25 protein-coding genes are annotated in these 25,211 nt (G+C 46.3%); 18 read left to right on the top strand and 7 right to left on the bottom strand.

The window, feature by feature from the left end; genetic code table 11:
• The first annotated feature begins 74 nt into the window (after window positions 1-74).
• The 6 genes from GWK48_RS09455 to GWK48_RS09480 all read left to right on the top strand — a co-directional run bounded on the left by GWK48_RS09455 (window position 75) and on the right by GWK48_RS09480 (window position 5,652).
• Window positions 75-707: a hypothetical protein gene (locus GWK48_RS09455; RefSeq protein ID WP_174631698.1), complete on the top strand. Its 633-nt coding sequence runs from the start codon at window positions 75-77 to the stop codon at window positions 705-707.
• Between the two features lie 986 nt (window positions 708-1,693).
• On the top strand, window positions 1,694-1,843 hold the full coding sequence (locus tag GWK48_RS11510) for a zinc ribbon domain-containing protein (protein WP_246263796.1): 150 nt from the start codon (window positions 1,694-1,696) through the stop codon (window positions 1,841-1,843).
• A 190-nt stretch (window positions 1,844-2,033) separates the two neighbouring features.
• Entirely contained in the window at window positions 2,034-2,828 is a 795-nt protein-coding gene (locus tag GWK48_RS09465; protein WP_174631700.1) for an Lrp/AsnC family transcriptional regulator, read from the top strand.
• Window positions 2,829-3,091: 263 nt separating this feature from the next.
• The gene (locus GWK48_RS09470) at window positions 3,092-3,391 is read left to right on the top strand and encodes a hypothetical protein (RefSeq protein WP_174631702.1); all 300 of its coding nucleotides are present in this window, start codon (window positions 3,092-3,094) and stop codon (window positions 3,389-3,391) included.
• Between the two features lie 126 nt (window positions 3,392-3,517).
• Complete coding sequence (locus tag GWK48_RS09475; protein WP_174631704.1) at window positions 3,518-3,715, top strand: hypothetical protein; 198 nt, start codon at window positions 3,518-3,520, stop codon at window positions 3,713-3,715.
• 329 nt (window positions 3,716-4,044) lie between these two features.
• On the top strand, window positions 4,045-5,652 hold the full coding sequence (locus tag GWK48_RS09480; RefSeq protein WP_174631706.1) for a PQQ-binding-like beta-propeller repeat protein: 1,608 nt from the start codon (window positions 4,045-4,047) through the stop codon (window positions 5,650-5,652).
• On the opposite strand, the gene GWK48_RS09485 is transcribed toward GWK48_RS09480, so the two are convergent.
• From GWK48_RS09485 to GWK48_RS09495, 3 genes are read right to left on the bottom strand one after another with little or no spacing between them, the layout of a single operon-like run.
• Window positions 5,649-6,302, bottom strand: a complete 654-nt coding sequence (locus GWK48_RS09485; RefSeq protein WP_174631708.1) for an ABC transporter ATP-binding protein — start codon at window positions 6,300-6,302, stop codon at window positions 5,649-5,651. The two genes, GWK48_RS09480 and GWK48_RS09485, sit on opposite strands and share 4 nt — an antisense overlap.
• A complete protein-coding gene (locus GWK48_RS09490) occupies window positions 6,283-7,251 on the bottom strand; it encodes a FecCD family ABC transporter permease (RefSeq protein ID WP_174631710.1) in 969 nt (322 codons plus the stop codon). Before GWK48_RS09490 ends, GWK48_RS09485 begins: the two co-directional genes overlap by 20 nt.
• Window position 7,252: 1 nt before the next feature.
• A complete protein-coding gene (locus GWK48_RS09495) occupies window positions 7,253-8,203 on the bottom strand; it encodes an ABC transporter substrate-binding protein (protein WP_174631712.1) in 951 nt (316 codons plus the stop codon).
• A 109-nt stretch (window positions 8,204-8,312) separates the two neighbouring features.
• On the opposite strand from GWK48_RS09495, the gene GWK48_RS09500 reads away from it, so the two are divergent.
• The 3 genes from GWK48_RS09500 to GWK48_RS09510 all read left to right on the top strand — a co-directional run bounded on the left by GWK48_RS09500 (window position 8,313) and on the right by GWK48_RS09510 (window position 10,999).
• Complete coding sequence (locus GWK48_RS09500; RefSeq protein ID WP_174631714.1) at window positions 8,313-9,329, top strand: potassium channel family protein; 1,017 nt, start codon at window positions 8,313-8,315, stop codon at window positions 9,327-9,329.
• Window positions 9,330-9,455: 126 nt separating this feature from the next.
• Window positions 9,456-10,085: a hypothetical protein gene (locus tag GWK48_RS09505; RefSeq protein ID WP_174631716.1), complete on the top strand. Its 630-nt coding sequence runs from the start codon at window positions 9,456-9,458 to the stop codon at window positions 10,083-10,085.
• Window positions 10,034-10,999 (top strand): hypothetical protein, encoded by a 966-nt coding sequence (locus tag GWK48_RS09510; protein WP_174631718.1) that lies wholly within the window; start codon window positions 10,034-10,036, stop codon window positions 10,997-10,999. Before GWK48_RS09505 ends, GWK48_RS09510 begins: the two co-directional genes overlap by 52 nt.
• Window positions 11,000-11,005: 6 nt before the next feature.
• Here GWK48_RS09510 and nrfD read toward each other — a convergent pair whose 3' ends face one another.
• Entirely contained in the window at window positions 11,006-12,073 is a 1,068-nt protein-coding gene (nrfD, locus tag GWK48_RS09515; RefSeq protein WP_174631720.1) for an NrfD/PsrC family molybdoenzyme membrane anchor subunit, read from the bottom strand.
• A 142-nt stretch (window positions 12,074-12,215) separates the two neighbouring features.
• Between nrfD and GWK48_RS09520 the strand changes: the two genes are divergently transcribed.
• The 9 genes from GWK48_RS09520 to GWK48_RS09560 all read left to right on the top strand — a co-directional run bounded on the left by GWK48_RS09520 (window position 12,216) and on the right by GWK48_RS09560 (window position 23,071).
• Entirely contained in the window at window positions 12,216-13,079 is an 864-nt protein-coding gene (locus GWK48_RS09520; protein WP_174631729.1) for a tetratricopeptide repeat protein, read from the top strand.
• Window positions 13,080-13,122: 43 nt separating this feature from the next.
• A complete protein-coding gene (locus tag GWK48_RS09525; RefSeq protein ID WP_174631731.1) occupies window positions 13,123-17,430 on the top strand; it encodes a twin-arginine translocation signal domain-containing protein in 4,308 nt (1,435 codons plus the stop codon).
• 31 nt (window positions 17,431-17,461) lie between these two features.
• Window positions 17,462-18,286 carry a 4Fe-4S dicluster domain-containing protein gene (locus tag GWK48_RS09530; RefSeq protein WP_174631733.1) on the top strand — a complete coding sequence of 275 codons (825 nt, stop codon included), beginning with the start codon at window positions 17,462-17,464 and terminating at the stop codon, window positions 18,284-18,286.
• Between the two features lie 43 nt (window positions 18,287-18,329).
• On the top strand, window positions 18,330-18,983 hold the full coding sequence (locus GWK48_RS09535; RefSeq protein WP_174631735.1) for a TorD/DmsD family molecular chaperone: 654 nt from the start codon (window positions 18,330-18,332) through the stop codon (window positions 18,981-18,983).
• The gene (locus tag GWK48_RS09540) at window positions 18,983-20,458 is read left to right on the top strand and encodes a 4Fe-4S binding protein (RefSeq protein ID WP_174632737.1); all 1,476 of its coding nucleotides are present in this window, start codon (window positions 18,983-18,985) and stop codon (window positions 20,456-20,458) included. The genes GWK48_RS09535 and GWK48_RS09540 overlap by 1 nt, the downstream gene beginning before the upstream one ends.
• Window positions 20,455-21,039, top strand: a complete 585-nt coding sequence (locus tag GWK48_RS09545) for an HAD family hydrolase (RefSeq protein ID WP_174631737.1) — start codon at window positions 20,455-20,457, stop codon at window positions 21,037-21,039. The genes GWK48_RS09540 and GWK48_RS09545 overlap by 4 nt, the downstream gene beginning before the upstream one ends.
• The gene (locus GWK48_RS09550) at window positions 21,039-21,446 is read left to right on the top strand and encodes a DUF2299 domain-containing protein (RefSeq protein WP_174631739.1); all 408 of its coding nucleotides are present in this window, start codon (window positions 21,039-21,041) and stop codon (window positions 21,444-21,446) included. Before GWK48_RS09545 ends, GWK48_RS09550 begins: the two co-directional genes overlap by 1 nt.
• A gap of 204 nt (window positions 21,447-21,650) precedes the next feature.
• Window positions 21,651-22,565: a mechanosensitive ion channel family protein gene (locus GWK48_RS09555; protein ID WP_174632739.1), complete on the top strand. Its 915-nt coding sequence runs from the start codon at window positions 21,651-21,653 to the stop codon at window positions 22,563-22,565.
• 32 nt (window positions 22,566-22,597) lie between these two features.
• Entirely contained in the window at window positions 22,598-23,071 is a 474-nt protein-coding gene (locus tag GWK48_RS09560; RefSeq protein WP_174631741.1) for a hypothetical protein, read from the top strand.
• Window positions 23,072-23,372: 301 nt separating this feature from the next.
• On the opposite strand, the gene GWK48_RS09565 is transcribed toward GWK48_RS09560, so the two are convergent.
• The 3 genes from GWK48_RS09565 to GWK48_RS09575 form a co-directional block, all read right to left on the bottom strand.
• A complete protein-coding gene (locus GWK48_RS09565) occupies window positions 23,373-23,798 on the bottom strand; it encodes a hypothetical protein (protein WP_174631743.1) in 426 nt (141 codons plus the stop codon).
• Window positions 23,761-24,636 (bottom strand): SPFH domain-containing protein, encoded by an 876-nt coding sequence (locus GWK48_RS09570; RefSeq protein WP_174631746.1) that lies wholly within the window; start codon window positions 24,634-24,636, stop codon window positions 23,761-23,763. Before GWK48_RS09570 ends, GWK48_RS09565 begins: the two co-directional genes overlap by 38 nt.
• Window positions 24,637-24,839: 203 nt before the next feature.
• The gene (locus GWK48_RS09575; RefSeq protein ID WP_174631748.1) at window positions 24,840-25,127 is read right to left on the bottom strand and encodes a hypothetical protein; all 288 of its coding nucleotides are present in this window, start codon (window positions 25,125-25,127) and stop codon (window positions 24,840-24,842) included.
• Window positions 25,128-25,211: the final 84 nt, after the last annotated feature.

Raw genomic sequence — 25,211 nt, forward strand, 5'->3', positions numbered from 1 at the left:
GGTGTCAAGCAATCCTTAAAGACTACGAACTAGTAGGGAAAAAGTCTATTTCCTTCCAGTCAAGTTGATATAGAATGGTAAGGAAAAAGAACGATGACGGGAGGGATCCCCTTCACTTTAAGCTCTTACCTGTTAGAGGGAGGCAGGAGAGCGAGCTCAGGGAACTTATGAAAACTATGATGGAAAGGGGGAGTTTCCCAAAGGAGGCCGGGTGGAAGGACTTCATCGACAAGGCCCTGGAGTCACTCATAACCCTCATCAAACTCTCCCCTGAACAAACCTTTGAGGAAAGGAATGACTTGTTGAGGGACTTCTACAATTCGAAGGTTATGGGCTTCATACCTTTACCTATTCACGTGTTGCAGACGATTGTGGACAAAAACCCTGAGATAGCTGAAGATATAGTTTCAACGTACTCATCCCTGTTTAAGCACTATTTTTTGGATACCGGCGAGAAGGACGTGAATGCTAAGTTGAACACTCTCAAGAGGTTTTTCCTCACCATTACTCCCATGCAGAACAAGCAGAACATTGTCGTCAAGACAGAAGGGAACTGCGGAGCATTTAGTATTTTTACAACTATATTAAGTAAAACCCTATTAGATAGGATTTATGCCCCCCTTCTTCATCAGGTTCTCCTTGAAATGGGGGCAGAAGTTAAGTCTTTAAAAGGGGATAATTTAGTCCTTGAGGCAAAGTTTTGTTGATACTGTGGTGAAAATTTAATAGGATTTGGTAATCCATTTCAAAAATAAATTGACGATTACAAAGTCGGGGAAAGCTTCGCCCTTTAGGGCGGGGATAACAAAGGGTATAAAACTCTTTCCTACCCGTCTTATGGATAGAAGGGCCAAAAAGAGTGGGAACGAAATCAGACTACAGTTCCAATGAGGGTTTTCCCTACCCCCCGCTCGCTCTCTTATCTAGTTACGAAAAAGGTCTCCGTTTCGTCCTCTCTTGGTCAACGGAAAGTAGAACAGAGGACTTGTTGAAAGACATACAAGGGTACTACGAGACTCTAATAGGGTCTGATCTACCCTCTAAACCTGCCCAAGACTGCTATAGCGACGTCATCGCAGTATACAAATCCTGGTTAAACAGCCCATGCGGTAGGTACCCTACGATCCGCAACGTCTCTGTATGGTTAACCCAACCCTATCTCTTCAACCGACTTCGAAAAAAGATCGTAAAGGTAGCAGGAGTTGGTGAACCGTAATAGAAGGTTATCCAAGGGAATTACCGGAGTACAAGGACTGGCAAATGAGGGAGTAGGTTAATGCTGAGGAATGGAAAAGCCCACTTGAAGGTCCCCTTCCTCAAGGGGTGGAAAGGGAGTTAAGGACTGTGTCGAGGACGACATCATGGCTGAACTCGAACTAGGTAAAGACGACGAAAAGTACGTCAGAATACCAACATGTTTGGAGGACGCCCACCACAACAAGTCATCAGCTGAGTCACTACAGAAGTACTAAAAAGGTGGAAAGATGACAGAATCCTACGCAGGTCAAAGTCTCACCACAAGAGAGCTAGAAACACCAGGACTCAGCTAGGTAAATAGGTGGTCAAAGCAGTTAACTCATTAAACGTCTCTGCCATCGCCCTGATGACCTTAACGACCTCATCAGGAGAGTAAAGAGACGACCCCTGAGTTCACAGACGTGCTCTGCCTCATGCAGTACCGTAGACTGCAGTAGTGGGCAGAGTTGCAAGGGAGCACGCGCTTAAGGTAGTGTACGTAGACCCTCACTACTCCTCTCACTGTCCAAAGTGCGGGAAAGAAATGGAAGAGGAAGGACATAGGTACTCCCTTGTCCAAGTGGTTATGAGAACGATCGTGACGTAATCGCAGTCATGAACGTGTATGGTAAGGGTTCTCTTTCCTCTCGACTGCCCTCACATGAGGGATGTAACTCTGAACCGATGAGGGAAACCCTCTAATAGTGGGAGGAAGTCAGTTTTCTTTTTATAATCAGCACTCTTGTTTAAAAGAACGATTTAAATTTGGAGATACGCAATTTAGTTTCAAGGTTTAAATGGACGAGACAGATCGGAAGATACTTTACTCACTTTTCCGAGATGGTAGGGTAAGTCAAAGGAAGTTAGCTGAGGAGCTGAACCTAACTCCACCAGCCCTAAATTATAGGTTCAAGAAGCTAGAGGAAGACGGTATATTGAAAGGATACAGGGTTTTTATAACTCCTTCCTTTGTCTCTAAGTATTACGGGTTTGTTGCCTTCATAAATCAGAGGGACTTCGATTCAGATTGGATATTTCTGAAGTTTAAGTGTGTGGAGTGGTTGAATGTATATGGCGTGATTGGAAGCAGCTTGAGAGATCTAGATGACAAAATCGATAAGATGTCCGCAGCTCTGGGGGAGGCGAGGCTTAAGTATGTTCCGGAACAGTCCTTGGAGCCCCTAAAACCTCTGGACCTTAGGATCCTAGCAGAACTTTCAAAAAACCCTAGAGCTACTGAGAGTGAGATCGGAAGTAAGCTAGGCATGCCATCTAAGACAGTAGCCAAGAGATTAAGAATATTGGCCAAGAGAGGCGTTTATTCTGTCTTTCCGGTTTTAGACGTATCCAAGGCAGGATTAGTTATGTTCTCAATGTTTTCAAGAGAAATACGGAAAATTACAGGAGTTCTTGAGCCATGTACCATATTTAGAATTACAGATGGGAAAGCTGGAATCAACGTCTGTTTAGTGGAGAGCATGCTTCAGGCAAGAAATTACGTAAATAGCGCGAGACTGCAGGAGCCTGACTCTGACGTTATGATAATTTATGACTACTATTTAAATCTGGATTCAAGCATAACAGCAGTTTAAAATCCAATTCCAAGTAGTGGTATCATTGGATTTGGTTTAAACTCAAGTTTAGCTAAGGATATTCTGAACAAGAACAGAAGGTTTTGTGATTATTCAATTTTATAGACATTTTATTTTTTATGGAGTGTTCAGTATAAGAGGTTTTACATGGTAGATCTTGAAATTATTCAAAAAATTTCAGAATATGGGCTATAAAAGAGTACCTCTTCTTAAAAGAGATATGGAAAAGGTATATAACGACCGGTGTTAATATATAAATTATCATGAGCTCCGCCGAGATAAAATCTACCGATGAGTTCGTTAACAGACTGAAATCAGCCATATACATGATCAGTGTCCTGGCATACCTATTAAACGGAGAGGATAGGGAAGACGCAATTATTATCAGGAAAATGATGAAAGAGCTTTATAATAAAATTTCTAAAAACTCTATTACGACAATTGAGTTTAACGACTTGTACGGAGCGATATTATTAGGCCTCTCGATCCTTTATTCAGAGATAAAGGAGGAGTTGAAGAGGGACCAGGTGCTAAGGATCCAAGAGACATTAGCGGTCAATTAATCAACGGAACGTAACCATGTTTGACTAAATCTCTGGATATACGTGTCGTAATAGAACTCGAGTTTAGGATTTACACTTTACTTCCTGTATTCATAAGCTCTTATACTCCTCCGTCTATTTCTACACATGATAGTTCATTTGGAAAATGGCAAAGTGTATGTGGAGGGTGTAGTTCCAGCCAAGTGTTCTTTGAGAGGCTACAGAGTCAAGTTGGAGTTAATGAACAACAAAATAGTTGGTGGATCTTGTGAGTGCGGTCTTTTCCCTTGTTCACATTCCTCGAAACTCTATCTAAGATATATGAGGAGTAAGGGCATTAGATAACAAAGTCGATGCAAGCCTTACCCTAGGGCTAAGAGAGCAGGCCGATTTTGACGGAAAATTTGAGCTCCCTATCCGGTTAGGACGACGAGATAAGGACTCGTATCATCTCCATCATCCGCCCTGGAATTAATCTCTTTAAAATATTCTCCTAATGTTATAACTAGATATAGAGGATGGATTGGATCAAGGTTAAGTTTATACATCTAAGAATCTTTATATAAAGTCTATATATAAGTCCAAATGATTATTTTCCTTAATTTAACAAGAATAAATAGAATATTTTATAAACCCCTTATATTTATAAAGATATTAGTAAACCTAAACATACAATGAAGAAAGTAATTTTAGGTATAATGGTCGTCTCGGTGTTTTTATTGGGAGCGTTCTTGGGCTCTCCTGTTATGCAGTTTTTCTCTCAGGTCATCACACCAATACCTCAACCCATTGTAAGGACTTACGATATGTATAACACTACTTACTTCCCCTATGAGGTTAAGGTAGTGTATTATCCAGGGAACTACACGAACTTAAACCTAGGTCTTCCAACTTCATGGGAGGTTACAAATGGAGGTCAATCTCACAACGCTGCCTTCACCACAACGTGCACTCAACTAATCCAGGGAGTGGTGTGGCAACAGGACTTCGCCCACATGGCTGGTGCAGCTCTCATACCTCTGTCTGCACCTCAGAACATGTTACCTGGAGCAAATGTGATGGGTACTAGATCCGCTTTGGTGATGTTAACTCAAATGGTCGGAGAACCCTTGGGAGTCACCCTTGCTGATAATCTCCTTTTTGTGGAAGAAGATAGCGGCCCTGGTAGTATTTTTGCAGTGAATCCGTTAAATGGCCAAGTAGTCTGGTACGCAACTGGTTTGGCTAGTTACGCTATGAACAATCCCATAGTCTATAACGGAATAGTGTTCGTGACTGTGGGCGACGTTGGGTTCAACTTCGCCAACTTCGTACATTACGAAAAAGGTCAGTTCTCCTCAATACACAGGGGAATGGCGTATGGAGCGATATATGCGTTCAATGCTACGGACGGTGAACTGCTCTGGATGAAGTTTACCATGGGCGAGGCCATGCCTGCGCCAGCCGTTTACGATGGTATCTTAGCGTACTCCGACGGAGGTGGAGAATTCATAGGAGTAAACGCCACCACTGGACAGGTCCTGTGGATGGACTCAATGCCAGGCCTTTTCGATAGTATGAGCAGCGTAAACTATTACGTTATGCCTAATGGGACGCCAATCTTCATAGCAGGTTTCACCAGCCTCAGCCAACCTTTCGGTCTATTGGTAGCTGTGGATGGACTTAATGGCAAGGAAGTATGGAACGCAACTTTACCCTCACCAAATAGACCGTTTAATACCGGAATGGGTGATGTCCCACCTGCAGTAGATCAGCAACTAGGTATAGTGGTTCAGAGTACGGTCGCCAACGCTGAGCCTAACGGCACTGTTGACACCTTGGTTGTGGGTGTGAACGCTACGACCGGACAAGTTCTCTGGGTTACTAACCTGGGAAGAGGTTACACTCCACCTGCATTCAAGGGAGCAATTCCAACGATATACAACGGTACCGTCTACGTGGGGGCACCTTCCCTTGGCAAAGAGTACGCAATTAATATAAAGACTGGTCAAATTCTATGGCAGACCAGGTTAAATGGGATATCGACGCCACCATCTGCGCCAGGAGGTCCTAGGGGAGGGGCGACCTACTACGACAATCTGCTGTGGGTCGTGGGTGGACCAAACGTTTACGTCCTTAATCCTAAGACAGGAGAGGTACTCCAGCAGTATTATGTTGGAGGAAGGTTCGGAATAGTAAATCCAGTGATTGTAGGTAGCACCATGTACTTGACCAACAGTTACGGATGGGTAATAGCGATACCCCTCTACCAGGTCTATCCTAACTACGTCCTTTACGCTTAGATATCTACTAAAAACAGGGGTCTTCCCTTAAAGTCAACCCTTTTTATTTTAATCTCATAAACTTTTTCCAATAAATCCTCGGTAACTTCCTCTGGCGTCGATTGAAGGACTATCTGTCCAGATTTCATTAAGGTCACGTAATCTGCGTAACCCAACCATTGTAGGTCGTGGGTAGATGCTAGGAAGGTCTTGTTTCGCTTCAGGTGATTTATAACTTCAAGTACCTTCCGTTGGTTCTTGAGGTCTAGTCCTGACGTAAGTTCATCCATGATGATCAAATCTCCTTCCGTAAGAGCCTTGCAGATCAGGACCATTCTCTTCTCACCTGTGCTTAAGGTGGAGAACCTCTTCCCGAAGAGTTTGCCTACGTCGAGGAGCTCAACGTATTGCCTATATTTTTCGAGCTTATTTCTCGTCCCAGAAAGAAGAATGTCCTCCACTGGAATGTCTGAGGAAAAGAACTCCGCAGGAACATATCCCTTTTCCATACCTTGCAAGCTGTTGAGAGCCCTTATCACTGATCTTAGGAGGGTAGTCTTCCCTGCTCCGTTGGGTCCTATAACTAGGTTCAGGCCCCTTCTTACCTCTAGAGAGAAATCTGACAGGATTAATCTGTCCCCTACCTTTACCTTAGCTCCCTGAATAAGCAATTCCCTTCACCAGGACCATAACGATTATGGGAGATGCCATTAGGGAGGTTATCGCGGTCAGAGGAATCTTGAAGCCTAAAACCCCGTTGGAGACGATCTGACTTGATATCATGATTATCATCCCCAGTAGCCCAGAGTAAGGTACTAGTCTCGTAGCACTTCCTGAGGCGAAAGTCCTGACGATGTGTGGCACAATTATTCCCACAAATCCTATTATTCCGGCAATGGAAACAATGAATGCTACAGCGAGGCTAATGAGGATCACCCACATGATTCTGAACCTCTGAGGGTCCACCCCCTTCGACAACGTCATGTCATCGCTTACTGAGCTTAAGTCTATCATACGAGACGTCCTAATCCCCACCAGGAAGATTAGGGAGAGGAAAAGGGCTAAAACCAGGTCGTACCTCCACCCGACTACCTCAATTTCCCCTAGGAGCCAGAAATTAAGAGGTGGGACCTGAGGGAACCTCAGTGTCAACTCGGTTAGCATAATTGTTACCAGAGAGGAGAATATGTATGAGACCACCACTCCTCCAATAACCATCCCGTAAACTCCGGTTCTCCTCCCAACTGCTAATGTAAGTAATGTGGAGACCATGGAGAAGACGAAGGCCACCAGGGGAGAAAAGTAAGCTACCCAATAAAAGGGTAGGTTAAAGGCCAGAAGAAAGTAGGATAGCACAGCCCCAAAGGCTCCCCCTGAGGCCGTACCGCTCACGTAGGGATCCATTAGGGGGTTTCTAAAGAGTAGCTGCATTACTGCACCGGATATTGCGAGGATAGCTCCTATCAGCGCTGACGCAACCACGGTTGGTAACCTTATGTCCAGTAGTATCTCACCGTATACCCCAGTTGGATGTAGAATGTATTGAGGTGGTATGTAAACCTCCCCAAACATTACCCCCAGGATAAGTACGGGAGGTAAAAGGAGTATGAGCCACCTCAATTCAGAACACCGGCATAGTGACGTTCAACTCTCTCATGACGTAAGAAGTGTTAACGTAGCTTGGGGCGTTGCCCTTTAGAATTTGACTCATAAGTCCAACTCCGTATACCGATAGAGGACCTGGCTCATTCATTAAGTCGGTTGGGAGGTTTCGAGAGAGGACGTAGATTCTGTGGTCCTTATAGGCTTTGGTGCCCTGTATCCCAGGTATGTGGTTCACCATGTAATAGGTGTAACTTAGGTTGTACATCTCTTGAACGAGTATTACCTGCGGGTCGCTAAGAATTAGGGATGAGGGCCCTAGGAGCGGATATCCAGAGTAATTTCCAAACACGTTGACCCCACCAGCTAGTGTCAGGATGTTATTAATGAAGACGTTTCCCCCAGCGGAGTAGAATTCGTAATTTGGGCACACCCAGATTAGGTAAGCTACAGTGGTGTTACCGTGAGTTTCGTAGGAGGACAGCTTAGAGTTCATCCAAGACACTAGATTCTCACCCTCACCCTTCACCCCAAGGCCGGTGGAGAGGTTTAGAACGGAGCCCTCTATCTCTGAGAAGTTTTGCGCATAGTCGTTATTTGTGAGTAATAGGTTCAGACCAGCCTCCTGGAGTTGAGTCACGCTGTTTCCTAATATTCCCTCTTCCCCTACCACTAGGGTGGGCCGTAGTAGAACTATTCCGCTAACGTTAGGGGGAAGCGAGACTACGGTAAGGTTTTTAGGAACGTAACCAGTCCCGTTGACAAGTTCCAGAAGGGAGAGCGAGTACTGATCCATCCCAACTATCTCCTTACCAAGTCCCAACGACAATAAGATCTGTGTGTCGCTGGGCGATAGGGAGACTATCCTCTGATTTACAGATTTTTGAGGAGAACTGGAGAAGTGTATTGAATAGACCAAAGTTAACGCAACTACTAGGACTAATATAAGGGCTATCAGCTTAAACTTCATAGGCTAGGATAGCCTATCCATGTATATAAGTCTTGTTAAACTAGTTCCAAGCTTATCTAAAAAAATTATTATATACTTACTAGACTAAAAGACATTCAAGAGATCCTGATTGTCCCTTAGATCTACACTACTTGATATCGCTGAGTTCATCGTGGCACCATACTCTGTTCTCAGGAAGATATTTCCTCAAATCTTTCTCCTAGCCTTAGTGGTGTTCTCAAACGCTGTCATTTTCGTGAACTACCAACATTTGGACTGGGTCTCCGCAATCTACGCCGGAGTAAACGTTGTAACTACAGTTGGGCTCTACGCACCCAACATAAACGCAATGCCCTCCGTGGAGAAGCTCCTTTTGGTTGTGACCATCATCATGGCAGTAGGTCTTTATACTAGCATAATACAATCTGTAGTAAATACTGTAGTCAGAAGGTCCTCGTGGAAGGACGCGAGGGCAAGGTGGAGGGGTTCCCACATGAAGGATCACATAGTGTTGATCGGCACTGGAAGGGTAATCATTAGCGCAGCCCAGAGGCTGTCGAAGTTGGGAAAAGATCATATTGTACTTACCCCATCCCAAGAGGTTTTCGAAGCTCTCAAGGAAGATCACGTGATCCTTGGAAACCCCGAGGATGAGAGAGACCTGATGAGTGCTGGGATTCCCTCAGCGTCATCCGTGGTAATAGCCATGGAGGATGACACCAAGTCGCTTCTGGTCACTTTGAAGGTTCAGAGGATAAACCCGCCCCTCAACACAATATGTGTAGTTAAACAAAGTTCCCTTATAGACGTTTTTAGAACGGCAGGTGCAGATGAAGTTATTCCGTATGAGGATATAGTTGGGAGGATAACCGCTGCCGCCTCCATATCCAGGAACGTCGGTGGAGTGATATTCACTATGGAAAGGAAGGCTGACATGGTCGTGGGATTTTTCGACGTGAAGCAGGAGGTCGCTCTTTCCTCTTTACCAAAAGAAGTCATACCAATAGTCATCGTGGAGAACGGAAGTTTAAACCCATACTTTTCCAAGGACACGAGATTGAAGCCTGGACAGACCCTCATCGTATTGGGAAACCCTGATCTATTCAGGTCTATAACCGAAATACTTTCTGGGAATGGGAAAAGCTAAGCATGACTAGCTTAAGGGACAAAATTGCAACCTAATACTTTTTTAATCATCTTAATATAAAGCTTAATCTTAACAGTATTTTATTCTAATAGCAACTATTTAAGCTGGAGAAATATATCAATGATAATGTATGTGAGTTTCCTCGATCAGCGCGACTTAGACGTTATAGAGCTAATGGTCACACTGATGCACGTTTCATCTTACAAATTATCTAAAATATCTGGAATCCCAGCTTCAACTTCTTGGAGGATTCTAATGAAGTTAAAGTCCATGGGGTTGATCGCTAAGGACAGCAAAGAGTACTACATCACCCCTAGGGGCCTGGTCATGGCCTACTATCTCTCTAAGAGACCTACAATTAGGGAGACTTCCCTTAAGAACTTGAAGGAAGCGTGGAAATACGAGGGGTCACAGGAAGAGTTAAGGAATTTTCTAGATTCATTAAGGGAATTCCTAAGACGATTCGAGATTTCGCCCATGAGCATATGTTTCAATCAACCACTCTCAGCCATTAGTTTGATGTTACCTAGAGCTAAGGATCTGGATGAGATGAGCAAGAAGGTATTAGCTAGGTTTATCTTAAAGACGTTCCCAAGCGTGGTTTTACCCTCGGGCTGTAAGGTAGTCCTTAGCTTCGATGAGAGCGGAGAACCTTACGCTTTGGCTTCTGACTGTAAGGAGGAAGGGGTTCATATTTTCCACAAGTGTTCTCTCATAAATTCAGTGATAAAGTCGGAGGTAAAAGGAACCAGATGAGGGACTTCATGGGAAACGTCAGGACATTAATGAACAAGGGTTTCCACCCTACGGTAATAATGAACGGTTGTATGAGAAGGGGTCTTCAGGGAAGCGCGGATGTAAGTTCAGATGGAAGTTTAGGCGGTTCAATCTCACTGGAGAAGTGTCTGATTTTAGGCCATGAGAAGGAGGGTCCATGCAATTTTTACCCCTCGACCAAGAGGACTCTTCTCAAGAAGGAACTTAGGACCGAACCTGGTCAAGGCAGGTTAATTTTGGGTGCAGACGGAATGCCGTTCGTTGACATTTTGAGACCTGAGAGAAATTCAGAACTGCTAAAGGCTTATCTGAGCACTTCGATAGGAATCCACTCTCCCACCTGGTATGGGGTAGAACAACACGACGTTGCGGGTTTCTTTTGGGGGTTTAGGGACTCTCCTCCTTTAAGGGTCGAACAGGGTATGGCCACTGGTCTGATAAATAGACCTGGAGGACTGGTCCCGGTGAAGGCCCTCTATAGAGCGCTGAACGGAGCCGAGGAGTACTTTGAGAGACGTGGTTTCCCTCTGAGAGATCTGATAAAGCTCTCTGAGGAGACCTTGGAGAGGGCAGGCAAGGCACTTGTGTTTGACAGTGATGTGAGGGCCTTCAATCTAACTAGAGCGGGAATTCACGGTCTACAGGACGTGGTCATGACTCTAGGATTTGACATGGAGGTAGAGTTACCAGATCCGTGGTACCCAAATCTGTGGGAGTCGACAAAGGCTTTCGGAGAAGTGACACACTCCGAGGTCTTGGTGCTTGTAATAGGAAGGGAGTATGATGTAGACTCTGCGCTCTCCAAAGCTGAGAGTATTGGTATTCCGTCCTTCAATGTAGGTAAGATAAAAGATAAAGGTAAAAACGTTTTTCTAAAAAAAAGAAAAGTATAGCTTAACTTAACCTCTCCACCCAAACGATCCTATAGGAACGGGTTGATTGGTAACTATTTGGAAAGGTGTTAGAGGAGCCAACTGATAAGCGTATTGCCCTGCGAACAACACGTCAGCCCTAGTCAAGTAGCCTGCTACTAAGGCTAGTATGGCTGCCACTACGAGTAAGTACTTCATAACTGCTGGTAAATCCATGACTGGTAGCTCCCCCACTGCCTTGCTGGTCGTTGCTCCCTTCATCCCCATCATGGGTATTCCAGAAATGGAGAGATAGCCTATCCCTGAGAGGACTAAGGTAAGGGAAGTAAGCCCCAAATCAGCTAGGAAAGAGCTTGAGGTTATCAGATAGTTGTAGGCAACCTGGTCAAACACGTAGATGAAGTTTACCGAAGCCATGAACAAGAACCAAGCGGCTAGTTCGGCAACGCTTGAGAAGAACAATAGCTTTGACAGGGTAACTCTGGCTCTTATAACATCCTCGTTCTTACCAGCAAGTGCGACTATGTAAGCTAAACCTGTGGCTGCGAAAATCCCGTCCGCTAAATAAAGTACAGGTATCCCAGCGTTGTTCCAGAAGGGAACCCCAGTAGTAGCAGCAAGCTCGAATCCGCTGTAGGTGGTGGAAAATATACCAGCAAAAACTCCTATAACCGCTATTACACCTCTAACCAGCCTGTTCTTCATGTTTAACAATGAGACAGCCATATATAGGAAGGAGAAGAGCAATAGACCTCCAACGAAAATTATACCCCTAGCCATCCACGAGTGACCGAAGTTAGCAATAGCCTCTATGGGTGAAGACAAGGCAGCTGCAGGTCTCCCTAGATCCATATCAAAAAATCCCAAAGCAAGCACCGCAGCGATGAACGTGACAACCGATGCCCTCTTGTTAAAGGAAGTGAACTTTCCCTTGACTTCCATCAACCCTATTATAGCCATTAGCATACCGGCAATCTCCGTGAAATATAGGGCTAGAGCTACGTAATCTCCCCAGAGAGGGTACTGGTTTATCTGTATTATGGGCGCCTGGATGCCGAAGGACGTTCCTGGAGAAGGTGATGTGAACAGACCCATTTTTATCTAGATAGACGCTTAACATTATATTTTAAATAAAGTTTCATTTCATTAAACCGATATATCCAGTCAAACATATTTCCCTTATCTTAAGGCCTCTTATTTAGACACGCTTTTATTTTTCACGTTGAATAATTCATCAATGGGAGAGGATTTACTCTTTAAGGCTGATGAGATGTTTCGCAGGGGTGAATATCTAGAAGTCCTAGACCTCTTAGACGGTGTGGAGCTTGTTGAAGCCTTCATGATGCGTGCGGAGTCTATGGTCATGTTGGGGAGATATGAGGACGCATTAACGGAGTTGGAGAGGGGGCTGTCTATTTTCCCGTACAGTTACGTGATGCTCACCAGGCAAGCAGAGATCCTTGAGAGTATGGGAAAATATGAGGACGCCTTGGAGAAGGTTAACAGGGCTCTAGAACTCATTCCCTTCTCCTCAGAGCACCACTTTTTGAGGGCCAGGGTCCTCTTTAAGTTACAAAGGTACGAGGACGCTAACCTTGAGCTAGCTGAGGTCCTGAGGACAAACCCTAAGAACGTCGAAGCCAGGATCATGAAGGCGTCGTCTTACTACAATATGGGGCTGAAGCTGGACGCCCTCTCAGAGGTCAATAGGGCCTTGGCCTTCAGAAAAGAAGATCCTAAACTTCACGAACTTAAGGGGAAGATATACTTTGAGTTAGGTTACCATAAGCTGGCCCTGAGCGAATTCAAGATAGCTTCCCACTACGATCCAAACAACTCTGACTACTACTACGAGATTGCCAGCTGTCATTACTACCTAGGCATGTATGATGATGCGTTAATTTACCTTAACGAGGCCTTAAAGATATCCAGGAAGGCCCCTTACCTAGCACTCATGGCAGTCCTCAAGAAAGAGAGGGGGGAGGACCCCTCCCAGGAAGTGAGGGAAGCAGTGGAGCTGGACAAGTCAATGAGGACCGTCTTGGAAAACCTGCTTAACGTAAAAATATCTCCAACTGGTTATATCGAGGGAGTGAAGTGAGGGCTTAAATAAACATGTTTAGGAAACTTGGTTTAGATAGGCAATGAGCCACTTAAAGCTAACGAGAAGGGATTTTCTTAAGGTAAGTGGTGCAGCGGCATTAGGTACTGCAATTATCTTAGGAGGTAGTTCTGTAGCTAAGAGGCTTTTCGACACGTTCTCACAAACGGACACGGGTTATACCCTCAACTATCCGGGCGATGAGATAGTGTACTCCAACTGCTTCCAGTGTCTGGGCAGATGTGGCCTTGAGATAGTTAGAACGCCAACAGGTTTCCCAAGGTTTATTACAGGCACCATAGGTTGGCATATAAACGATGGTGGAGTTTGTCCGAGAGGGGCTTCAGACGTCTACTACTATTTTGCCCCAGCCAGGTTAAGGTACCCATTGCTCAGGGCAGGGGATAGGGGTTCCGGGAAGTGGATCGCAATAGATTACGATACAGCGTTTGACATCATAGTTAATGGGGCTTCGGCAAGCAGCTGGAGCAAGCTTGGGGTGACACCCCAGAGTTTGGGCGTAGGTAACTTCCAGGGTTTCTTAAAAATCAGGGAGACCAATCCGCATTCCTTAGGCTTCTGGCAGGGTAGAGACCAACTTATTCCAGGAATAACGGCAGGCTTCTTTGCGGGTAACTTCGGTACAGCCAACTCAGGAGCCCACGGTGGTTTCTGCTCAATGAACGTCTACGCAGCAGGAGTTTATGTGACTGGGGCTCCAGTGTGGGAGTACGCTGGTCCAGATGAGGAGAGGGCACAGTACTTCATACTGGCTGGATTGGCTGGAGATCACTTCCCCAACTGGATGAGGAGGATCATAGCTAGAATAAGAGAGAACGGCGGAAAGGTGGTAACAATTGCTCCAGAGAGGTTCGGTTTCTACTCAGTATCGGATGAGCACTTGTTCATAAATCCCGCCACAGACGGAGCACTTGCCATGGGGTGGATAAGAGTTCTAGTGGACTTCCACTACTACGTGTACAAGGCCTATCTAGCGTCCACGGGTCAGGGTCCTGCTGTGATCAACCCCATGACCTTACAGTCCGTACAACCAGCGTACGATTCAGCATCAGGGCAACTAATAATGCAGGCTCCGACTCCCTCGGGCCAGGTACAACCTATCGCTTCCCTAGGCGACATACCGTCAACAGCAGTTTTCCCACACATCGATGAGGAATTCCTTAGGTACTACACTAACCTTTCGTGGTTGGTGATAGTTAACCCCACTCCCCAAAATGGAGACTCCTTAGACCCAACAGATCCAACCGCAGGGAATAACGTTGGTTTGCACTTGAGGATGCCAGTGAGTAACTCTGAGTATAGTAAGTCTCATCCGTGGTTGGAGGCTATTATGGGTAACGATGGAAATGTTTACTCCTTTGTAGACACTCCATGGCAGAAGAACGTCATGCCTATATTGACCATGGACGAGTTACCCTCGTCGATGCAGTCCAATATTGTGCAGGTACCATACAAACTGAAGAACGGGACTACTGTGAAGGTACCAGCTATACAGGTAACCGTACCTAAGTCATTGGGTTCCTCAGATACCATTACTCTCACTGTGACTACAGCCTTCGAGCTCTTTAGGGCTGAGCTTATGAACTACGATCCGTATACCCCTTCAGGCTCGTCACCCCAGTTTGGGGCCCTCAACGTGGCTGAAGTGACAGGGATTCCTCACAACACTGTAGTCAGAATTGCCAACGAGTTGGCTACTGTAGCTTTCCAGAAGTCCATTTACGAACCCGCTCAGTGGGTCGATTATTTAGGCCGTTACCATGACCACGTGGTGGGCAGACCCGTTTCCATATACTTCATGAGGGGACTTGCGGCCCACGCCAACGGCTTCATGAGCGCTTCATCTCTCTACTACCTAGTTTTGACTCTAGGGGCCTGGGACAACCCAGGGGCTGACCTTTATAAGTACCCTTACCCTCACTATTTCCCTGGTCATGCAGTACCTCCTCACCCTCTAGCCAACGCACCAAGCGTAGACTCAAACATTGCTTCAGCTATTCAAGGAACCAACATATCTATACCTAAGGGAAGGTCTGGATTCCTGAAGACCGAGTATATCTACAACGATGGAACGGTGGACATCAAGAACGTGACTGTTGTAGGTGCCGGTCCCTACGGTTTCCCTGATGGTCCGGACGACCTAGTTCTATACAGTAACGGAAGACCTCTTCTCATGGACAGAGGGTATAGTTGGGAACTCCCCCTTGCAGTACAGAGGAGCATCTCAGCTGTGGCTTACACAGCTTACTACATGAACAAGTACCCTAATCAGGTAATGCCATATACTGTGAACGCATTAATGTGGTACATTACCGCCCCGTACTGGAACAACGCTTATACCCTGACTGATCTCTTGCAAAAAGTGACCGAGAAGGATAGCAGTGGGAATTACATCATACCGTTCACAGTCCAGTTCGACCTCTTTATGCAGGAGACGGACAACGTAGTGGATCTAGTTATGCCCGACCTTTCGTTCCTGGAGATTTATGGATTTCACAGCACATTTGACAGACCTACCTCCCTCCCACAGGGCCCATCAGATTCCTTGAACTGGCCAGCTTTACCATCAATGTATCCAGTTCTCTCCACAGGGGACACCCTACTCACGTTATTGTGGTTACTGAGGGCTTATCCAAATCAAAAATCCATAACGCCAACTGACAACCCCCACTATACAACCCAAGACCCCATCACGGGAGGAAACCTAGTCAGCCCAGTAAACGTCCACGACCCCATAACTGGGACGCAAATTTTGGCCCAAGGTCAACCAGGACTGATATCGACGGGCATGTATATATTAAAGTCCGGGACTCTCCTTGCGGGCTACGGAAGCAACTTCGAGTACATACTAACGGATGAGTCTGGTAAGCAGTCCCCGAACCCTCAACAGTTGAAGCTATACGCCTCATTTGTACCAGCCTCCGGGAATCAGAGCAGTGTCATTAATCAGATACTATCCAGCGTCCCCAGCGGTCAGACGTTCTCCACAGCACCTACTTTCAAGATAGGGGCAAGTAATAGGTCATCCGGAACGGAGCACTACTTCAGGATACCAGTGAAGTTCCAGCCTGGTCTTGCGAGCAAACTACAGGACATAATCAACAAGTATGCCCCCAACATGTCCTTAAGCGACATAAATCCAGGCACAGTTAAGGTCGGGAAAGGAGGAGCAGCGTACGTCCTTCCACCTTCCATCAGATACATGAGGAACGTAAACATGTTCTACTTCCTTGGATGGGGCGCTTACATGCCAGGAGGTTACGGGCCTATAGGGCTCCCCTACGTTCACAGGATTTACCTAGAGTACCTCCAGAAGTTTAGGCTGGCAGGAGCAGGGAAGTGGACTGGGTATAACGCAGCCTACTACTATTACTATCTCAAGACCGGCAACTCTCAATTCAAGGTTCCCTCCGTGGTGCCTAACGACAGCTACGGGAAAGCGGTCGCCAACAACCTGTTAAGCTACCACAGACCCTTTGGAGGCTATTACCCTGTCCCAGCCTGGAACTCAAGCATAACTCCAGACGGAATAAACGAGAGTGACTATCCACTAACCTTCTTCGTGAGGAGGCACGATAGGACGTACCACACGTGGTCCTTTAACGTACCTTGGTTGATTGCCATAATGCCTTATACCCCAGTGATGCTGAGTGCAGCCGACCCATATGTGAAGAGCACGGGGATTCAGTCTGGTGATCTAGTACAGTTTGAGGCCATAAACGAACCTTGGAGTGGAGGTCTGAGGACTACTCTTACAGCAGTAGCCTTCCTTGACAACGCCACTAGGCCAGGAGCAGCTTGGGTTGTTGTGTCAGCTCAGGCCTTGCCAGGGTTCAGGAGCCAGACTGCGGACTCCCCACAGGTCAAGTACAGTGTGTTAAATAACTGGGCTAACATCTCGTACATGCCACCATCTAGGGGTGGACAACTCTCTCCAACCTCTGATAACGCTTTCCCGATAATGTATCTAGATCCCATAACGGGTCAGACATCGTGGCACGACAGCAGAATAAAGATCATAGGTAAGTCATCCTCTAGCCAGGTCCAGGTCACAGCCAATAGGTTCACATACATGGGACAGGACTTCTCCAACCAGGACATACTGTCCGTTATCTCCAACCAGATGGGCGGACAGATATCTGTGAGCAACTCTCCCTCACAGGCTACCTTCGCCCAGCCTGTGAACGTACCTCACTTAAGGTTCAATGCCAACCAGATGACCTCAACTAGTATATGGAGCTACGTGTCTCCTGGATCCCTCGCCCCCAGCTACCAGATAGGTCAATACAAGGTGAGGTACGGGTTTGCCACAGACCCCACAAGTCAATAGGTTTTTCCTTAATCATGTTTGAGGTGATAATATGTCCCAAACACCACAAATCCAATTGGATATAAGACAAGGTGGAGTCCAAAAGGCTCTCCCATACACTCCAGTAGCTAACTACGCGATAATAACGGATCTCAACAAGTGCTTCGGATGCGCAGGTTGCCAAATGTCGTGCAAGGAGTGGAACACATCAGGGATGTTCGGACCTTTGCCTGATCTTGATCCCTATGGGAACCTAGACGTAATGTTCTGGCTGAGAGTGCTTTACGTTGAGGTAGGGAACTACCCCCAAACCAAGGTATACAACATACCCATCAACTGCTTCCACTGTATGAATGCCCCCTGTGTGGAGGTGTGCCCAGTTGGCGCTACCTTTAAGAGGACACAGGACGGCATCGTCTTAGTCGACTATGAGGAGTGCATAGGGACCAAGTACTGTATCTACGCATGTCCATACGGAAACAGGTTCTTCGATTACATTGAGGGCGTGACCAAGAAGTGCACCCACTGCTTTGACAGGATATATGACCCAACCCTACCGCCAGAGGAGAGGATCCCAGCCTGCATTCACGGATGTATGGTCCAGGCTAGGATCTGGGCAAATAGGCTTGACCCCACTGACCCAGGTAACATCCTGTTCGTGGACAAGGGAGGCTTCGTTTTAGGTCCTGAGACTGGAGCCAACCCCGCCAGCGGATATTTGCCATGGCATAGCGCCTATGCAGCGAATAACGACGTAGAGCTCCTCAGCGAATCCGAGTACTACAACGTCTGGACATCCAACGGGGTTGTTCAGTTGGGTTCCCAAGGGAACAATTCGACCTATACGGAGAGCAATGGCTCCAACTCCAGCTCGTAAGACATCTTTATTTTTTATTGTCCTCTTTTTATGGTGATTAAACTTGTCAGTTTCCATTCTTGACGTGCTAAACGTTAGGCATGCGACTTACGATATGTTTTCTGAGCTCTTTCTATACAAGTTCCATGAGGAGGAATACAACGAGTTATTGAACAAGTTGAAGTTTTTGGACGAGAACCTCTCTAAGTATATGGAGGAGACCGGAGTAAACGTGGGGGAAATAAGGAGAGCCTTCCATGAAGCTAAGAGGAGCGACTACCTAATTGAGTATTCCACTCTCTTCTTAACAGGGATGGGTGTGAAACCCTTAACTCCTGTGGAGAGCAAAAGGATGTTCTCCTTGATGGGCGAGAAGGTAGCTACTTTCAAGTACACGGATGTCGTCAGGTTCCTTAAGTCAAGGGGTATTGTACCTAAGATGTCCTCACAGTTTAGCCCAGAACTCGATCATATATCTTCCCTGCTGGCCTTCATGTCGATCCTCATTGAGGAGGAGTTTAATCTTAGATCTTCAAAACAGGACGCGTTTAAGTCAGTCCAGGACCAGAAGAACTTCGCCACAACCCACCTGTTTTCATGGGTTCCTGACTGGGCAAACGATGTCGTGAGCGATCCTAGGTCAAACCTATATAAGGTAGTTTGTAGGGAACTGGACAACTGGTTGAAGTTCGAGAAGGATTTCCTAGGGGAGAGATGATGCTGAACGCAGGTCTTTTGGTCTCAAGGAAAGCTAGGGAGGTAATAGGGGACGATATCCTGAAGGAAGTTTTTGAGAGAGCTAAGTTAGCGTACGCGGCTGACTTGACTGACTTTGTCCAAGAGGATATTAAGCAAAACGATCTGAGGGCCCTCCTTATCGTTAATGAGACCGGAAGGGAGAGGTGGATGGAGGATCTAGATCAAAAATACGGAGTCTCCCCATTGGCGGTCTCGGTCATACCCTCGTCTTGGTTCCTTGAAAAGACAAGGGATTACATAATCTCTCTTCTGGTAGCTTACTCCTTAAGGGCAGAGATGATGGATCTAGTTTACAGGGTTCAACCCACGCGCTCCCCTTCAGTGTCCAGGAGGTCCTTACTCAAGTTTAAGCTCTACGAGTATAAGCCCTACCCAGTTCTGTTCGACGAGGTCCATGCGGAGAGGGAGATAAATAAAGCGGTGGAGTCATGTCCCTTGGGTCTGATTGCGAAGTCCCCAGAGGGACCTTCCGTGACCAACCCTGAGAAGTGTACAGCTTGCGGTTACTGCTCCGCTTCGTCTTACTTGGGCTATCTAGAGGTTCCAACGTTCACTACAGAGCAGTTCGTGTCGTTCGTTAACTCCTTGGTAAGGTTTTATCCTAGACCTGCGGGGATCCTCTTCACCGATTCGAGGCTTGAGAGGACTAGCGAGGGCATCTTCCCGTTCCTTGTTCCTTGCGTCGCTTCGGTCCACGATTCCTTCGTGTTGGCTACTTACGCTGCAGGGTTCATACCCATAGTCCACGCGTCCTCCACGTGTGAGACTAGGGACATGGCGTTGAGGAGACTGGAGGAACTCCCCTCCAAGTTCCCTGGAACTAATCTGGAGGTTAGGAAAGCGAAGAGCGACGAGGAGCTCACCAAGGTTCTGGAGACCCCCCTAATCTCCATACCAAGGGCAGAAATCCCTGAGGAGGTCTCGCTAAACAGGGGAAGAAGGAGGAACCTCCTGATCTGGTCAATCAACGAGATGTCCAAAAAGGTGTCGTTGAACCAGGACGATGAGATCCCTGGAGTTTATGACGTTGTAGTAGACCCTAGCAAATGTGTACTTTGTGGGGTCTGTGTGAGGGCTTGTCAGATGCTCGTCCCAGATCTATCTGGAGGGTCAGAACTAGAGTTATCTTACAATATCCCCTACTGTATAGGCTCGCAGAGGTGCGTCAAGAACTGTCCGGAGAACGCCATAACCGTTCCAGGCTTCGCTAAACTTTCTAGTTTCAGGAAGAAAGTCGTCAACAAGGCAAGCGTTGCCAAGTGCAGGATCTGCGGAAAGCCCATAGGTTCGGAAAAGGTAAAGGTAAGGGTTGACTCCATGCTTCTGAGCCAGGGATTTCAGGGAACAGCTCAGTACACCGATATATGTAACGAGTGTAAACAGAAGGAGCTGACTAAAATGTGGGTTCAGAGAATACTGGGTGGTAAGAAATGAATCCCATTCTACTCGATTTGGACTCTATAATAGATTTCTCCTCAGTCCAGGGGATTCAGGAGTACAGATCCCTAACGTTCTCCCTGTCGCTGGTGTCTAAGTACTACCCGGTGAGCCAGCTCGTAAAGGAAGTTTTAAAGGGCTCTCTCACGGAGGCTAAGCCATACCCTGATTCCCTGACCTTGGAGGAGTTGGGGTATAGGTCAAGGATACTCGTTGTGACCAATCTACCCAAGATGGAAGGAAAGAGATTGCTGATGAGGTATAACTTAGACGCTTTCGTCCAGGACCTCGTTTCTCCTGAGGACGTTAACAGGTTTTTCCCTTCGAAGGAGTTCCTAGACTTTTCAGCGAGGAAACTGAACAGCGTCAGGGGAATAATGACCTTAATAACTCCACACGTAGACCAAGCCATAGTAGCGAGGGCTCAGGGTCTTAGGGTGATCCTCTTGAGGAGTAAAGTTTCCCTACCGCAGGATCTTGGTATTGGGATCAGGGATGACCTAACGCAGGTAGCTGAATCTCTTGCACAACACAGGGTTGACTCTACCATGGGGGACTCTAGTTTGAGGTGTACTTGATGGCAAGCGACACTGACTTGTTCTCTTGGTTCAAGGAGCTGAACATGAAAGTCGATAAGGTCAGCAGTTCTGGTATCTACTTTCACTTCACCATTTCTCCACCCATGGGAGGTGTGCCCGTGTCTGTCATAAGGACGACACCGGATTCAAGTTACTACATAGTAGCAGTGGTGTTGGACCTAGATCAGCAAAAGTTCAAGTCCAACCCAGAACTCTCATCACAAATAAAGAGAGAACTCATCAAAATGAACGTGGAATTTTTCTTCACCCCTGACGATAAGGCCCCAAAAAGCATTCAGATAGCAAGGATAATGTTCTCGCAGGACCTTACGAGAAATGAGGCCCTCAACAACGTAACGCTTGTCAAGAACGCTGCTCTACTGGTACTAGAGATGACGAGCAGGTGAAGGGTTAATTTCCCTGTGAGCGTCGAAAAATCCGCGAGACATTTTTGAGGCCGAGAGGGGGCTTGATCGGCCGGAACTCAGGTTGATCGGAACGGTAAACCTCTCAGGGCGGTAAGGAGGTCAGTCGTGTTCAAGATAGCCCGTCCAGGTTTTTGTCCAGAACCGTCTGCAGAATAAATTTTAACGTGAAACTCTTAAGGAAGTATCATGAAAAGCGAGACCAGGATAATCTCCCTTGTTATATCGTCCATTATTGCTGTTGTAGTGGTGGGGTTAGCCATTTACGTTCTGGGAATGGTGAAGATCTTACCAGGTAACTACACACTCTACTTGGAAATAGGTGTCTGGGTCATTGGAGTTTTGGGGATTACCTATCTCATTTCCTTGCTGATCAAGAATAGACTCGGACCAGCTATTGGCTTGGATAACGCTTCTTCTCTGAGCTTTGTGGTGAGGGTAATAGGCTACGTATTGGCCATAGCTGGAGTTCTAGCAGCATTTAAAGTAGGGCTGGGAGAGGCGTTAGCGGCAGGTGGTTTCGCAGGTTTGGTCCTGGGTCTGGCCTCTCAGGACGTGCTCTCTAACGTCTTCGGCGGGATAATGCTCCTTATTTCCAGGCCTTACAAGGTAGGGGAAAGGATCACGGTATCCACCTGGCAATACAGTCTTAGTTTCCCCACATACCCACCCAAGTACTTCTCCAACGATTACCTTATCCCAGGGTACACTGGTAAAGTCATGGACATAACCCTTCTTTACACTATCATACTCACGGACGAGTTCACGGAGCTAAGGATCCCCAATAGCATCATGATCCAGGCAGCCATATTTGTACACGATAAGAACGAGAAGAGAAAGATACGAACTAGATACGAGATCCCTAAGGATATGGAGCCCGATGAGGCGATAGAGGCGATAGGGAGATCACTACAGGATATGGAAGGTCTTCTGGAGCCCCCTGTGGTGAGGATATTGGAGGCTTCACAAAACACTTTGGTGCTCGGAATAGACGTCGTTTCAAAATCAATATACGAGGAACCGGTTAGAAGTGAAGTTATCAAGAGGGCAACCAAGGCACTAAAGAAGATGCGTGAGGATTCCATAAAATTGAACAAATAAGGTTTTTAATTCTTGAATAGATAAAGTCTATCATGACAAAGGAACTTACTCCCCTAGAGAAGCTCCAGTTGATGGTTCCTGGCTATAGGGGGTATAAGGCTAAGGACTTAGTGAGACAGGATGACTTTTTAATAAGGAATTCCGTTAAGCAGAAGCTGGAGAACGCTCTAAACAAGTTAGGAGAGCTAGAGGCGATCACTGCGTCGTCCTCTCCGTTCTCCCCTGAGCTTAAGAAGATGGAGTTTATAGCATCTAAGATAAGGAGCTTTATTGGTGAGTTGACTGCCATGCAGGGAGGAGGATCAGACGTTTACGCGAGGTTTAAGATAACGACTGAACAGCTGGACGAGATAGTGAAGAACGATCTTAATATGATTAACGTGGCAGAAGAGATTTACAATAGCATAGCTTCGGGAAATATTAACCAAGTTGACCCACTACTAAACAAGTTGAGGGAAATCATTATTGGTAGACAGAAGCTGTTCTTCCCACAAGAGTACAGATGACGAGGGGATAGCAAACCTCTCCCGTTGGGGCATGGGAGTTACATCTAAATTCTTTAAGGGTACGGAGTTTAAGCTTTTCATTGAATGGAAAAGTTGATAAAATGTCGACGTATACACTTTAGGTAAAAAGGCGTTGGATGGGCTTGACCTAGCTAACTCTGGAGACCGATGTGTACAAGGTAAGCCCTACCTGGGCTTATAGGGAAACACATGCTCTTAAACTACCTTCGGCAATCAATTTAGGACTCTAAGGTTCTCTACCCTTAAAAACATCAAACGTGAACTTTGATCGTTGACGTCCTTAGCTTAAGGAGGACGCCACGCCTCCTACCACTCCGTTAATAACGTTAAAGGCTATAACTAAACCCACGTATGTCTGCAAATAATTGGTAGTGATAGCGTAAGGGAGTAACGAGAGAACTAGGTAACCCACTGATACGTAAATAACTAGTTTCCTGACCTCTTTCAACTCCCTCTGAATGGTGACGCTCCTAACTGGCAAAGCGAACGCCAACAACACTAGAATTACCAATATCTGAACGACCCCCTCAACTGGGGATATCACTAGAGACCTGATGGGAGATATGGAGAATTGAAAAGGAGGGTAAAAGGCTTTGACCAACAGGGAGACAACTGCGGTAACTATTGTTAGGATGAAGGAGTAGCCTATGCCAGCCGCTACGCTCCAGCTAAGAGCCCTGGGGTTTGCTCTGCTCGTTACTCTCACCCTTCTCAGAGCCCATGGAGAACTGGAGTAGCCTTTGAGGTAGGTTTACAAGTGTAGCCAGGTTGGGGTAGTATGGCATCCCTATGGCCATGTTTACGCTAGCTGGATTCCCCTGTTCAGTCAATATTCTTGCTAACCCCATCCTTACTGCTCTCTCCACCTCTAACCCTAGGTCCCTCAACTGGATTATCCTCCTAAGTTCGGGATCCTCAGGGATAAGCCTGGTCACCCTGACTGATATCAGCTCGACGCCTATCTCAGCCAGGAACTGCTTCAAGGCTGCAGTAATCGCAGTGGAGATATCGGAGAACTTCTTGTACACGTCCACTAGCTTGACCTGATTAAGGATTGAACTTACCTCTTGGTCCACAACTGGTGCAAGATAAGCTGCAAGTTCTCCGTCCTTGAAGAAGAGTCCAGAGAACTGAATGTTCGTCACTAATTTAGCAGCGTCCGTTACCCTGTAATATACTGCTACCTCATAGTCCAAAGGAACAAGATCGTCCGTCTGACTTTTACCTTGGATCCTCACCTCATGTCTGGTCATGGAGGTGAAGAAGGCTATGGTGTCAAAGGGCAATTGGTTGTACCTAAACCTTGAGAGGAAGTTGGAGAGTGGATTTTGGGGAGACTGGATGTTGTGAGTCCCTGGGGGTAGAACAGCCTGAACCTGTCCCTGGATAACGACCACACAGTTCTCCTGAGGTTGTACGATGAAAATCGATTTGGAAGTGATTTGCTCCCTAGGATACCTAAAAAGGAGAACGTCAGGAGCCATGAAAGAAGTTCCATCTTCCCTCTCCGTGCTTATAACTTGACCTCTGATTTGAAGAGACATATGAAATTAAGATGCAGGAACATTATAAACTTTTTCCATATAATTTCCTCTCATAGCAAAAGACTGAAACAGCCAATTTTTACTTAGAAACCTTAACAATTGAGAAAAGCCAGGGTAGGGAATAAGTCAGAACTTATCAATTTCGAAGGTTGAAGTTTCTAGACGCACTTTCATTTGTGCCCAACTTAAGGTCAGAAAAAACCTCATGGAATAATTTTCCTTACTCTAGCCTGCCTCTCGATCTCCTTGAGTATTTCATCAATCTCCTTTAGGTTCCACTTCGCCTTAACTTGATCTAAAGTCTCCTTCCTCTCCTGATACACCTTTATGATGACCTCGCTTACTAACCTGTGGGCTGGGCTACCGTGACCGGTCTTTACGCCTGCCTTCTGGAACATAACCCTTAGCTCAGGGCTCTCCTCTATCTCATCCACCACGCACAGTGGGGCCTCCTTTACCTCTACCTTTGAGCTCTTAACTGTCCATTCCATGCAACTGTATTAACTTTTGAACTATAAAAGATTGAGATCTTAATTTTTGAAATACGGTCAACTAGTTTATAATAAAGAAACGGG

It is taken from the genome of Metallosphaera tengchongensis, assembly GCF_013343295.1.
Lineage (GTDB): Archaea > Thermoproteota > Thermoprotei_A > Sulfolobales > Sulfolobaceae > Metallosphaera > Metallosphaera tengchongensis.

Bases quoted from the DNA above. Each gene is read 5' to 3' on its own strand.
- GWK48_RS09455 (WP_174631698.1), top strand. From the start codon at position 75: ATGGTAAGGAAAAAGAACGATGACGGGAGGGATCCCCTTCACTTTAAG.
- GWK48_RS09465 (WP_174631700.1), top strand. From the start codon at position 2,034: ATGGACGAGACAGATCGGAAGATACTTTACTCACTTTTCCGAGATGGT.
- GWK48_RS09470 (WP_174631702.1), top strand. From the start codon at position 3,092: ATGAGCTCCGCCGAGATAAAATCTACCGATGAGTTCGTTAACAGACTG.
- GWK48_RS09475 (WP_174631704.1), top strand. From the start codon at position 3,518: ATGATAGTTCATTTGGAAAATGGCAAAGTGTATGTGGAGGGTGTAGTT.
- GWK48_RS09480 (WP_174631706.1), top strand. From the start codon at position 4,045: ATGAAGAAAGTAATTTTAGGTATAATGGTCGTCTCGGTGTTTTTATTG.
- GWK48_RS09495 (WP_174631712.1), bottom strand. From the start codon at position 8,203: ATGAAGTTTAAGCTGATAGCCCTTATATTAGTCCTAGTAGTTGCGTTA.
- GWK48_RS09505 (WP_174631716.1), top strand. From the start codon at position 9,456: ATGTATGTGAGTTTCCTCGATCAGCGCGACTTAGACGTTATAGAGCTA.
- nrfD (WP_174631720.1), bottom strand. From the start codon at position 12,073: ATGGGTCTGTTCACATCACCTTCTCCAGGAACGTCCTTCGGCATCCAG.
- GWK48_RS09520 (WP_174631729.1), top strand. From the start codon at position 12,216: ATGGGAGAGGATTTACTCTTTAAGGCTGATGAGATGTTTCGCAGGGGT.
- GWK48_RS09525 (WP_174631731.1), top strand. From the start codon at position 13,123: ATGAGCCACTTAAAGCTAACGAGAAGGGATTTTCTTAAGGTAAGTGGT.
- GWK48_RS09530 (WP_174631733.1), top strand. From the start codon at position 17,462: ATGTCCCAAACACCACAAATCCAATTGGATATAAGACAAGGTGGAGTC.
- GWK48_RS09540 (WP_174632737.1), top strand. From the start codon at position 18,983: ATGCTGAACGCAGGTCTTTTGGTCTCAAGGAAAGCTAGGGAGGTAATA.
- GWK48_RS09545 (WP_174631737.1), top strand. From the start codon at position 20,455: ATGAATCCCATTCTACTCGATTTGGACTCTATAATAGATTTCTCCTCA.
- GWK48_RS09550 (WP_174631739.1), top strand. From the start codon at position 21,039: ATGGCAAGCGACACTGACTTGTTCTCTTGGTTCAAGGAGCTGAACATG.
- GWK48_RS09560 (WP_174631741.1), top strand. From the start codon at position 22,598: ATGACAAAGGAACTTACTCCCCTAGAGAAGCTCCAGTTGATGGTTCCT.
- GWK48_RS09570 (WP_174631746.1), bottom strand. From the start codon at position 24,636: ATGTCTCTTCAAATCAGAGGTCAAGTTATAAGCACGGAGAGGGAAGAT.
- GWK48_RS09575 (WP_174631748.1), bottom strand. From the start codon at position 25,127: ATGGAATGGACAGTTAAGAGCTCAAAGGTAGAGGTAAAGGAGGCCCCA.